The sequence below is a fragment of the Alkalilimnicola ehrlichii MLHE-1 genome (assembly GCF_000014785.1).
Lineage (GTDB): Bacteria > Pseudomonadota > Gammaproteobacteria > Nitrococcales > Halorhodospiraceae > Alkalilimnicola > Alkalilimnicola ehrlichii.
Map to the genome: position 1 here is coordinate 1,428,583 of NC_008340.1, position 11,399 is coordinate 1,439,981.

Consider the following 11,399-nt stretch of genomic DNA (forward strand, 5'->3'; position numbering starts at 1 on the left):
TGAGAGCTGGAATCATTAAAAGCGGTAGTACTATGCCGCGTCGGATCAATGTTGTTAAATAGATGTTCGCTATGAACAGCGGTATGTCGAACGATCTTTTCTCAGTCGCGCCCGCCACGGTGGCGGACATCCCGGCGCTGTGCCGACTGGCCGAGGCGACCTGGTGGCACTGTTACCGGGGCATGATCAGCGATGAGCAGATCCGCTTTATGCTGGCCTGGATGTACGAGCCGGAGCGTTTGCGTTCGGAGATGGCCGATGGCGTGGACTGGCTGCTCCTGTGCCGGGCGGGTGCGACGGCGCCGGTCGGTTTCGCCGCCTGGTCGGGCACCGGGCGGGGCCGGGAGGCCCGGTTGCACAAGCTCTACGTTCACCCCGGGCATCAGCGAAGGGGCGGGGCGAAGGCACTGCTCGATTCCGTGTACCGGCGGGCGGCTGATGCCGGGTACCGCCGGCTGTCGCTGACCGTGAACCGCCACAACCGGACGGCTCTGCAGTGCTACCAACGGGCCGGGTTCCACCCCTGTGGCACCCAGGTTCGGGATATTGGGGGTGGTTTCGTGATGGACGACTACATCCTGGCCAGGCCGTTGGCCGCTGACTGAGGCCGCTGCCCGGCGGGCAGCGAGGGTACAAAACGGGTAGAATACCGCCATGTCCGGAAATACCATTGGCAAACTGTTTACCGTCACCACCTTTGGTGAAAGTCACGGCCCTGCACTGGGCGCCATCGTGGATGGCTGTCCGCCGGGGCTGGCGCTGAGCGAGGCCGATCTGCAGCGGGACCTGGACCGGCGGCGGCCCGGCACCTCCAAGTTCACCACCCAGCGCAAAGAGCCTGATCAGGTGCGGATCCTGTCCGGGGTGTTCGAGGGGCGGACCACCGGCACCCCGATCGGATTGCTGATCGAGAACACCGACCAGCGCTCAAAGGACTACGCCGAGATCGCCCGGCGCTTCCGGCCGGGCCATGCCGATTACACCTATCTGCAGAAATACGGCATCCGCGACTACCGTGGCGGCGGCCGGTCGTCGGCGCGCGAGACCGCCATGCGGGTGGCCGCCGGCGGTATCGCGCGCAAGTACCTGCGCGAGCGGCTGGGGGTCACCGTGCAGGGGTGCCTCACCCAGCTCGGCCCGATCGAGCTGGGTATCAAGGACTGGATGGCGGTGGATGACAACCCCTTCTTCTGTGCCGATCCGGAGCGTGTTCCGGACCTTGAGTCGTTCATGCAGGACCTGCGAAAGGCGGGCAATTCCATCGGCGCGGCCGTGACCGTGGTCGCCCGAGGTTGCCCGCCCGGGCTGGGTGAGCCGGTGTTCGACCGCCTGGATGCGGATCTGGCCCACGCCTTGATGAGCATCAATGCGGTCAAGGGCGTGGAGCTGGGGGCGGGGTTTGCCAGTGTGATGCAGCACGGCAGCGAACACCGGGATGAGCTGACCCCTGAGGGCTTCGCCAGTAACAACGCCGGCGGCGTGCTCGGCGGCCTGTCCACCGGGCAGGACGTGGTGACACGGATCGCCCTCAAGCCCACCTCCAGCATCGTGGTGCCGGGTCGCACCATCGATACCGAGGGTGAGCCGGTGCCAGTGGTCACCAAGGGGCGGCACGACCCCTGCGTGGGCATCCGCGCGGTGCCCATCGCCGAGGCCATGGTGGCTTTGACGCTCATGGACCACTGGCTGCGCCACCGCGCCCAGTGCGCTGACGTGCAGCCGGAGACGCCGCCCATCCCCGCCGCCAATCGCTGATGCCGGCCGGCCTACCCTACTGGCGGCTATCCAGCTTCTACTTCTTCTTCTTCGCCGCCCTCGGGGCCCTGGTGCCGTACTGGGGCCCCTACCTGCGGCAGCTCGGGTTCAGTTCCGCCGAGATCGGTCAGCTACTGGCCATTCTGCACGCCACCAAGATCGTTGCCCCCAACGTTTGGGGTTGGCTGGCCGACCACCTCGGTCGGCGCATGCTGATCGTGCGGCTGGCCGCGCTGGCCGCCCTGGTGCTCTTCGCCGGGGTGCTGGTGGGCTCTGGCTTTTGGTGGATGGCGCTGGTCATGGCCGGTTTCAGCTTTTTCTGGAACGCCGCGCTGCCTCAGTTTGAGGCCAACACCTTCAATCACCTGGGGCAGCGGCCGCAGGTCTACAGCCTGGTGCGGTTGTGGGGGTCGGTGGGCTTCATCGTTACGGTTATTGTCATCGGTCAGGCGGTGGACCGTTTTGGGTTGGATCTGCTGCCCTGGGGCATCCTGGTGCTGTTCGGCGGGCTCTGGCTGTCCGCCCTCATCGCCCCGGAAGGCCGTAATGGTCAGGGCGACGGTGCGCATGTCCCTTTTTTCAAGGTCCTGATGCAGCCCCACGTCCTCGGTTTCCTGCTGGCCTGCATGCTGCTTCAGGCCAGTCACGGGCCGTTTTACGCCTTTTTCAGCATCTATCTGGAGGATCACGGCTATTCCGGTAGCGCCATCGGGGCCCTGTGGGCCGTTGGGGTCTTGGCCGAAGTCCTGCTGTTCCTGGTCATGCACCGGTTGTTGCCGCGCTACGGGGCGCGCTTCCTGCTCACCCTGGCGCTGGTGCTGGCGGTGGTGCGTTGGCTGGTGTTGGGGGCCTTCGTGGACAGCCTGGCGCTGGTCGCCTTCTCGCAGGTGCTGCACGCGGCCACCTTCGGCGTTTATCACGCGGTGGGGATTCATACCATCAACCGCTATTTTGTCGGTGGCAATCAGGGGCGGGGGCAGGCCCTGTACAGCAGCCTGACCTTCGGTGCCGGGGTGGCGTTGGGCAGCCTGGTGGCGGGATGGTTGTGGGACGACTGGGGTGGCCATACCTATTACCTGGGAGCGGCGGTGGCGACCGTGGCGGCAGTGCTGGCCTGGGTCAGCCTGCGGCGGGAGGGATGAGGTCCCGCAAGGGGCCGGCGGGCCCTTGATATGAATCAAGAAGCCAATTTCGATATACTGTAGCGCTACACCGGGCGCCGGCCGCCCGGTCTGTTTGGCAAGACACTGATGGTGATCGCTATGTCTGGCAAGACCCTTTACGACAAGCTCTGGGATGCGCATGTGGTCCGCGAGAACCCCGACGGTTCCGCGCTGCTGTATGTGGATCGCCAGCTGTTGCACGAAGTGACCTCGCCGCAGGCCTTCGAGGGGTTGCGCCTGGCCGGCCGCCGCCCCTGGCGCGTGGAGGCCAACCTGGCGGTCACCGACCACAACGTGCCGACCACCAACCGCGCCCAGGGGATCGCCGATCCGGTCTCGCGGGTGCAGGTGCAGACCCTAGACAGGAACTGCGAGGAGTTCGGGATCACCGAGTACGGCATGCTCGATCGCCGCCAGGGCATTGTCCACGTCGTGGGGCCGGAGCAGGGGGCCACCCAGCCCGGCATGACAGTGGTCTGCGGCGACTCCCACACCTCCACCCACGGTGCCCTGGGCGCGCTGGCATTCGGTATCGGCACCTCCGAAGTGGAACATGCGTTGGCCACCCAGACGGTGGTGCAGAAGAAGGCCAAACGCATGCTGGTGCGGGTGGATGGCCAGTTGGGTCGCGGCGTCACCGCCAAGGACGTGGTGCTGGCCATTATCGGCCGGATCGGCACCGCAGGGGGGACCGGCTATGCCATCGAGTTCGGCGGCGAGGCTATCCGCTCGCTCTCGGTCGAGGGCCGCATGACCGTCTGCAATATGTCCATCGAGGCGGGCGCCCGCTGCGGCATGGTGGCGGTGGACGACATGACCATCGACTACGTGCGCGGCCGCCCGTTTGCGCCGAAGGGCGAGCACTGGGACCAGGCCGTCGCCTACTGGAAGACCCTGCACAGTGACCCGGATGCCGAGTTCGATCAGGTGGTGGTGCTGGACGCCGCTGAGATCGAGCCGCAGGTCACCTGGGGGACCTCCCCGGAGATGGTGGTGCCGGTGGGCGGCTGCGTGCCTAACCCGTTCGAGGAGCAGGACGAGGTCAAGCGCAGCAGCATGGGGCGTGCCCTGGACTACATGGGCCTGCAGCCCGGCACGCCCATCAAGGAGATCCGGCTGGACCGCGTCTTTATCGGCTCCTGCACCAACTCGCGCATCGAGGACCTGCGCGCCGCCGCCGAAGTGGTCCGCGGTCACAAGGTGGCGGACAGCCTCACCCAGGCGCTGGTGGTGCCGGGTTCCGGGGTGGTCAAGGAGCAGGCCGAAAAGGAGGGCCTGGACCGGGTCTTCATCGAGGCCGGTTTCGAGTGGCGGGAGCCGGGCTGCTCCATGTGCCTGGCCATGAACGCCGATCGCCTGCAATCGGGCGAGCGCTGTGCCTCCACCTCGAACCGTAATTTCGAGGGCCGCCAGGGGCAGGGCGGGCGTACCCACCTGGTGAACCCGGCGATGGCCGCCGCCGCCGCCATCGCCGGCCATTTCGTGGATGTGCGCCACTGGCCCGAGTAGCGGTGAGGCGAGAGTGACGCCGCGGGCGGCGAGACCGCCTGGAACCCAGCCGATACAGACGAGGATTGAGCGCTTCTATGGAGCCATTCATCAAGCATAAGGGGTTGGTGGCACCGCTGGACCGTGCCAACGTCGATACCGACGCGATCATACCCAAGCAGTTTCTCAAGTCGATCCGGCGTACCGGGTTTGGCCCCTTCCTGTTCGATGAGTGGCGCTATCTGGATGAAGGCCAACCCGACATGGATTGCAGCCAACGGCCGGTGAACCCCGACTTCGTGCTCAACCAGGCGCGTTATCAGGGGGCGAGCATCCTGCTCACCCGGCGCAACTTCGGCTGTGGCTCGTCCCGCGAACACGCCCCCTGGGCGTTGAAGGACTTCGGCTTTCGGGCGATCATCGCGCCGAGTTTCGCCGATATCTTCTACAACAACTGCTTCAAGAATGGCCTGCTGCCACTGGTGCTGACCGAGGCGCAGGTGGACCGGCTGTTCAAGGAAGTGGAGGCCGCGCCCGGTTACGAGCTGGAGATCGACCTGCCGGAGCAGCAGGTGCGCACGCCGGCCGGGGAGGCCTTCGAGTTTGAGATCGACGGCTTTCGCAAGCACGCGCTGCTCGAAGGGTTGGACGAGATCGGCCTGACCCTGCAGCACGCCGAAGATATCCGTGCCTACGAGGCCCGTCGCCGCGAGCAGGCGCCGTGGCTGTTCACCGACCTGGAGGAGGGGCGCTGAGGCGGCCCTTCCGCAACCCGCAAAGGATCCTGCATGACTGCCAACATCCTGATCACCCCGGGCGACGGTATCGGTCCGGAGATCGTGGCCGAGGCGCGCAAGCTGCTGGAGGCCCTGCGTGACGACTTCGGCTTCGACTGCACTTTGGAAGAGGCCCCCATCGGCGGCGCTGGCTACGAGGCGCATGGCAAGCCGCTGCCGGAAGAGACCCTGGCTCTCGCCCGGGAGGCCGATGCCATCCTATTGGGTGCCGTGGGTGGGCCGCGCTGGGAACAGCTGGATCGCCCCCTGCGTCCCGAACGCGGCCTCCTGGCCATCCGTGCGGAGTTGGGCCTGTTCGGCAACCTGCGTCCAGCCATCCTCTATCCGCAACTGGCCGAGGCCTCCAGCCTGCGCCATGAGATCGTCGCCGGCCTGGACATCATGATCGTCCGGGAGCTGACCGGCGGCATCTACTTCGGTGAGCCCCGGGGCATCCGCAGGCTGGAGAACGGCGAACGCCAGGGTTACAACACCATGGTCTACAGCGAGTCGGAGATCGACCGCGTGGGCCGGCTGGCCTTTGACATCGCGAGCAAGCGCGGCAGCCGAGTCTGCTCCGTGGACAAGGCCAACGTGCTGGAGGTCTCCGAACTCTGGCGTGAGGTGATGGAACGCGTGGCCCGGGATTACCCCGGTGTCGAGCTGAGCCACATGTACGTGGACAACGCCGCCATGCAGTTGGTGCGTGCGCCCAAACAGTTCGACGTGGTGGTCACCAGCAATCTGTTCGGTGACGTGCTCTCGGACTGTGCCGCCATGCTCACCGGCTCCATTGGCATGCTGCCCTCCGCCTCGCTGGATGTGAACAGCAAGGGGCTGTATGAGCCGGTGCACGGTTCCGCGCCGGACATCGCCGGCAAGGGGCTGGCCAATCCGCTGGCCACCCTTCTGTCAGTGGCCATGATGCTGCGCTACAGTCTGGATCAGGGCGCCCTCGCCGACCGGGTGCAGCAGGCGGTGGGTGATGTGCTCAACCAGGGGCTGCGCACGCCGGATATCGCCGCCCGCCAGTCGCGCACCGTCAGCACCGCCGAGATGGGTGACGCGGTGGTGGCCGCGCTGCGTGCCCGGGGCTGAAGTTCACCAAACACTGAGCCATCCATATCTGCAAGCGAAAAGGGGATAACCCAATGAGCAAGACCTACGATGTCGCTGTAGTCGGCGCCACCGGTGCAGTCGGCGAGACCATGCTGTCTATTCTGGCCGAGCGCGACTTCCCCGTAGGCAACATCTACCCGCTGGCCAGCAGCCGCTCCGCGGGCAAGACCATTGAGTTCAAGGGCCAGCAGGTCGAGATCCAGGACCTGGCCACGTTCGACTTCTCCAAGGTCCAGATCGGTCTGTTCTCCGCCGGCGGCTCCATCTCCGCCGAGTACGCGCCCAAGGCCGCGGAGGCCGGCTGCGTGGTCATCGATAACACCTCGCACTTCCGCTACGACGAGGACATCCCGCTGGTCGTGCCGGAGGTCAACCCGCAGGCCGTGGCCGGCTACACCCGGCGCAACATTATCGCCAACCCGAACTGCTCCACTATCCAGATGCTGGTGGCGCTGAAGCCGCTGCACGAGGCCGCCACCATCGAGCGCATCAATGTGGCGACCTACCAGGCGGTGTCCGGCTCGGGCAAGGAGGCCATCGACGAACTGGCGACGCAGACGGCCAACCTGCTGAACGGCAAGCCGGTGGAGTGCGAGGCCTATCCCAAGCAGATCGCCTTCAACTGCCTGCCGCATATCGACGTCTTCCTGGATAACGGGTACACCAAGGAAGAGATGAAGATGGTCTGGGAGACCCAGAAGATCTTCGGCGATGACAGTATCCTGGTGAACCCCACCGCCGTGCGCGTGCCGGTCTTCTTCGGCCACTCCGAGGCCGTGCACATCGAGACCCGGGAGAAGCTCACCGAAGCCAAGGCCCGCGAGCTGCTCAGCCAGTTCGAGGGCATCGAGGTGCTGGACGACCGCGAGCCGGGCGGTTACCCCACCGCCGTCACCGAGGCGGCCACGCACGACCCGGTCTATGTCGGCCGCATCCGTGAGGACATCTCCCATCCCCGGGGGCTGAACCTCTGGGTGGTGGCGGACAATGTGCGCAAGGGTGCCGCCCTGAACAGCGTACAGATTGCTGAGCTGCTGATTCGCGAGTACATTTAATGGCCGGGGCCCGCGTCCGCCGGGGCGGGCGCGGGCCATCCTAGCCGCAGCGGCGCCGGCCGCCGCGCACGCCGCCACTCAAGGATCGGGATGTCTTTTAAACGGGTCTTCATCTCCGCCGTTGCCGGGTTGACGTTTTCCTCCACCGTCCTGGCCCTGGGCCTGGGCACCATCGAGCGTGACTCCTGGCTCAATCAGCCGCTCTCCGCGCGGATTCCGCTGCACTCGGCGGACACCGTTAGCCTGGAGGCGTTGCAGGTCACCATGGCCTCGCAGGAGACCTTCGAGCGCGCCGGGCTCGACCGGCCTCCCTACCTGCGCGATATCCGCTTTGAGGTGATCGAGGACCACACCGAGGGGCCCCATATCCGGGTCTATACCCGGGATCCGTTCCGCGAGCCTTTCGTTGATTTCCTCGTGGAGTTGAACTGGCCGCAGGGCCGTTTGGTGCGGGAATACACCCTGTTGCTGGACCCGCCCCGCGACCCCGCGGAGCGGCCGGTGGCGGCCACGCCGCCGCGGACCGAACCGGCGGAGGTCGAGGAACAGCCACTGGAAACGGCGTCCCCCACGGTTCGGGACGGCCACTACGGGCCGGTGGCCGGCGGTGAGACCCTGTGGTCGGTGGCCGACCGGGTGCGCCATCAGGGGGTCAGTGCCCAGCAGATGGCCCTGGCCCTGTTCGAGGCCAACCCGAGGGCCTTTGTCGCCAACGATATCAACCGGCTACAGGCCGGCGCCACGCTGACTGTGCCCGATGCCGAGGGGGCCCGGGCCTATTCCCGCAACGAGGCCGTGCGCCGCTTCAATGCGCTGGCCGAAGGCGTGGCGGAGGAGCCGGCGGAGGAGCCGCCCGTAGCGGAGGCGCCGGATCCGGAGACGGTGGACCGGCAATTGCAGATCCTCGCCGAGTCGGAACGCGACGAAGAGGCCCTGGCGAGCCTTCTCGATGGTGATGTGGAACCCAGCGAGGAGAATCTGGGCGCGCTGCGCGAGGAGCTGCTGCGTGCCCGCGAGGACCAGGCCAGCCTGCGTTCGGAGAACGAAGCCCTGCGCGAGCGGGTGTCGGAGATGGCGCAGGAGATCGAGCGACTGGAGCGGCTGCTCACCCTGGACGTGGAGACCGGGGTGCTGCCGATGGTGCCGAGCGAGCAGCCTGAAGGGGCCGTGGCCGAGCCTCCACCGGAGCGCCCGGCGGTGGTGGATGAGCCCGAAGTCGAGCCGGAGATCACTGAGGAAACGCCGGCGGAGGACGATGAGGCGCCGGTGACGGCGCCCCCGCCGGCCCCCTCTTCACCGCAACCGCTCGCCTGGCTCGACGGGCTCAGCCTGCCTGTGGCGCTGGCGGGCGTCGGCATCCTGATCGGGCTCCTGGCCCTGCTGCTCATACGGCGCCGGCGGACGGAGACCGGCGTGGCCGCGGAGGAGGTGCCCATTCAACAGCCGCCGGCGCGAGAAGGCGTGGCGGCCGGGACGGCGGCCGCGGCGAGCGCGGTGGCCGACGGGGACGAACCGGAGCCTGAACCTGCGCCTGAGCCCCGCTCCGAGCCCCAGGATCCCCTGCAGGTGGCCGATGAGTTGGCAGACCGGGGCGATCTGGAGGGTGCCCGCGCCACCCTGCTGACGGCGCTCAACAATGTGCCGGCCCGCAACGAGTACCGGGTGCGCCTATTGGAGATCCTGGCTGAAGCGGATGACCGCGAAGGCTTTGATCGGCAGGCGCAGGTATTGCGTGAACGGGTCGAGGGCGAGGACGATCCCCTCTGGCGCCAGGCGGAGCGCGTTGGCCGGGGCTATGCCCCTGACAATCCGCTGTTTGGTGGCGCTGACCCGGATGGCGCCGATGATGGAGGGGCGGAAGCCACCGGCGGTGCGCTGCCCACGCTCGACGAATCAGCGCCGGGGGGCGCCGATTTGGCGGAACCAGCGGAGGAACCTGCCCGGGAGGGTGAGGCCTTCGATTTCACTCTCGACTTCCCGGAGCCCGATGAGCCGGGCCGGGAGACGGATCAGGTAGCCCGACAGGGGGCGTCACGGGAAACGGCGGCGCCGGAGACCCCTGCGACACCCGCCGGTGAGGAAGGCGCTGCCGGTGGGGAAGGGGGTGATTTCACCCTCGACTTCGAAGTGGACGATAGCTGGCGGGAAGCGGCCGACTCGCGCCCGGCTGCGGATGCTGGCGAATCCCCGGGGGACGAGGCCTTCGACCTGGACCTGGGCGACCTGACCTTGGACGAGAGCGGGGCCGGGGATGCGACCGGGGAGGAACGTGGTGGCGGCGAACCGTCACCAGGGGAGGCACCGGACGCCGATCAGCCGCCGGCACCTCCCGCGGAGGCGCCGATGGAGGACGCCGGTGGGGACGAGGAGATCGCCACCAAGCTGGACCTCGCCCGGGCCTACGTGGATCTGGGTGATCCGGACGGTGCCCGAGAGTTGCTCAACGAGGTCCTGGAGGTCGGCACCCCGGCCCAGCAGGAGGAGGCGCGGAAGCTCCTGGGCGACCTCTGATATGCCACCTGTTGCGGGGAGTGAGGGCTAGTGCACCCAGCGGTGCGCGTGGTGCTGGTATTGGCCCTGGCCCTGGTCCTGGCGCGGGCCTCGGTGGCCCAGGCCCTGGTGGCAGGGCTGCTGGTGCTGGCACTGTTGCCCTGGGGCAACCCCCGGGGCTGGCGGCGGCTGGCCATCGGGCTCTGGCGGTTGAAGTTCCTGTTCCTGTCCATCGCGGTGCTCTATCTGCTGCTGACCCCCGGCACCCCCATCTGGCCGGCGTTACATGCGGGGGCCACGCCCAGTCGCGAGGGGTTGGCTGAGGGGCTGTTGCGGGTGGCGGCCCTGGCGGCCCTGTTGGCTGCCGTGCACTGGCTGATGCGCACGCTCACCCGGGCCGAGCTGGTGGCCGGGCTGTCCTGGACCCTGCAGCCGCTGCGCTGGCTGGGGGCGGATGTGGATCGCCTGGCGATCCGCCTGGTCCTGACCCTGGAGATCGTGCCCCGGTTGCGGGTGATGGTGGCGGCGACCCGCCGCGACTGGCGTGACGGCCACCCCTGGCGCCAGCCGGCGCGGTTCGCGGCGCAGGTGTTCGCCAGAGCCCTGGAGCACGCCGAACGCCGGCCGCCGCCGACCGTGACGGTGCCCCAGGGCGACCCGCCGCCGCTGAACCAGATCCTACCCCTGGCCGCCGCCGCAGGGGCGGTGTTTTGGTGGCTGTGACCGTTAATCTGACCCAAACCTGCTCATGAGTTATCGATTTGCCTTAGGCCTGGAATACGACGGCAGCGGCTTTTGCGGCTGGCAGCGCCAGGACCACGCGCCTTCGGTCCAGGCGGCGCTGGAGGCAGCGCTGTCGCGGGTCGCCGACGAGCCGGTGACTGTCACCTGCGCTGGACGCACGGACACCGGCGTGCACGCCACCGGCCAGGTGGTGCACTTCGAGACCGGTGCCTACCGGCCGGAACACGCCTGGGTGTTGGGGGCCAACGCCAACCTGCCCGACACGGTCTCGGTGCATTGGGTGCAACCGGTGAGCGAGGCCTTCCACGCCCGCTTCGGTGCGCTCCGCCGGAGCTATCGCTATGTCTGGTACTGCAGCCGCTCCCGGCCGGCCCTGTTGCGGGGGCGTGTGGCCTGGTCGAAGTACGCGCTGGATCCGGAACCCATGGCGATGGCGGCGGGGCACCTGTTGGGCCGGCACGATTTCTCCGCCTTCCGGGCCGTGGCCTGTCAGGCCAAACACCCGGTGCGCGAGCTCTATCGCCTCGATGTGTGGGCCCGGGGTGGGTTTGTCTACCTGGATGTGTGCGCCAACGCCTTCCTCCATCACATGGTCCGAAACCTCGCCGGTACCCTGGCCCTGATCGGCCGGGGGGAACGGCCTGCGACTTGGGCCGCGGACCTGCTGGCCGGGGGCGACCGGACCCGGGCCGGGGCCACCGCGCCGGCCGAGGGCCTATACCTCGTTGGCGTGGACTATCCGGAGGCGTTCTCGCTGCCGCCACACGGCTGGTGGCCGCGCTTTGCCTGAGCGGCCCCCCGCGGGTTAG

General features: G+C 67.8%; 10 protein-coding genes. All 10 read left to right on the forward strand.

What is annotated here, in order from left to right; translation table 11 throughout:
* Positions 1 to 83 precede the first annotated feature (83 nt).
* The 10 genes from MLG_RS06250 (at position 84) to truA (ending at position 11,380) form a co-directional block, all read left to right on the forward strand.
* Positions 84 to 605: a GNAT family N-acetyltransferase gene (locus MLG_RS06250; protein ID WP_198003252.1), complete on the forward strand. Its 522-nt coding sequence runs from the start codon at positions 84 to 86 to the stop codon at positions 603 to 605.
* A gap of 49 nt (positions 606 to 654) precedes the next feature.
* Positions 655 to 1,755: a chorismate synthase gene (aroC, locus tag MLG_RS06255; RefSeq protein WP_011628970.1), complete on the forward strand. Its 1,101-nt coding sequence runs from the start codon at positions 655 to 657 to the stop codon at positions 1,753 to 1,755.
* Positions 1,755 to 2,897, forward strand: a complete 1,143-nt coding sequence (locus tag MLG_RS06260; RefSeq protein ID WP_011628971.1) for an MFS transporter — start codon at positions 1,755 to 1,757, stop codon at positions 2,895 to 2,897. The genes aroC and MLG_RS06260 overlap by 1 nt, the downstream gene beginning before the upstream one ends.
* 120 nt (positions 2,898 to 3,017) lie before the next feature.
* Positions 3,018 to 4,427, forward strand: coding sequence for a 3-isopropylmalate dehydratase large subunit (gene leuC / locus MLG_RS06265; RefSeq protein WP_011628972.1), 1,410 nt, complete (start codon positions 3,018 to 3,020; stop codon positions 4,425 to 4,427).
* Positions 4,428 to 4,504: 77 nt separating this feature from the next.
* Positions 4,505 to 5,161 carry a 3-isopropylmalate dehydratase small subunit gene (gene leuD / locus MLG_RS06270; RefSeq protein WP_011628973.1) on the forward strand — a complete coding sequence of 219 codons (657 nt, stop codon included), beginning with the start codon at positions 4,505 to 4,507 and terminating at the stop codon, positions 5,159 to 5,161.
* A 33-nt stretch (positions 5,162 to 5,194) separates the two neighbouring features.
* Positions 5,195 to 6,280, forward strand: a complete 1,086-nt coding sequence (leuB, locus tag MLG_RS06275) for a 3-isopropylmalate dehydrogenase (protein WP_011628974.1) — start codon at positions 5,195 to 5,197, stop codon at positions 6,278 to 6,280.
* 53 nt (positions 6,281 to 6,333) lie between these two features.
* Entirely contained in the window at positions 6,334 to 7,356 is a 1,023-nt protein-coding gene (locus tag MLG_RS06280; protein ID WP_011628975.1) for an aspartate-semialdehyde dehydrogenase, read from the forward strand.
* A gap of 90 nt (positions 7,357 to 7,446) precedes the next feature.
* On the forward strand, positions 7,447 to 9,867 hold the full coding sequence (locus MLG_RS06285) for a FimV/HubP family polar landmark protein (RefSeq protein ID WP_011628976.1): 2,421 nt from the start codon (positions 7,447 to 7,449) through the stop codon (positions 9,865 to 9,867).
* A 30-nt stretch (positions 9,868 to 9,897) separates the two neighbouring features.
* Positions 9,898 to 10,569, forward strand: coding sequence for a CbiQ family ECF transporter T component (locus tag MLG_RS06290; RefSeq protein ID WP_011628977.1), 672 nt, complete (start codon positions 9,898 to 9,900; stop codon positions 10,567 to 10,569).
* Positions 10,570 to 10,594: 25 nt separating this feature from the next.
* Positions 10,595 to 11,380 (forward strand): tRNA pseudouridine(38-40) synthase TruA, encoded by a 786-nt coding sequence (truA, locus tag MLG_RS06295; RefSeq protein WP_011628978.1) that lies wholly within the window; start codon positions 10,595 to 10,597, stop codon positions 11,378 to 11,380.
* Positions 11,381 to 11,399: the final 19 nt, after the last annotated feature.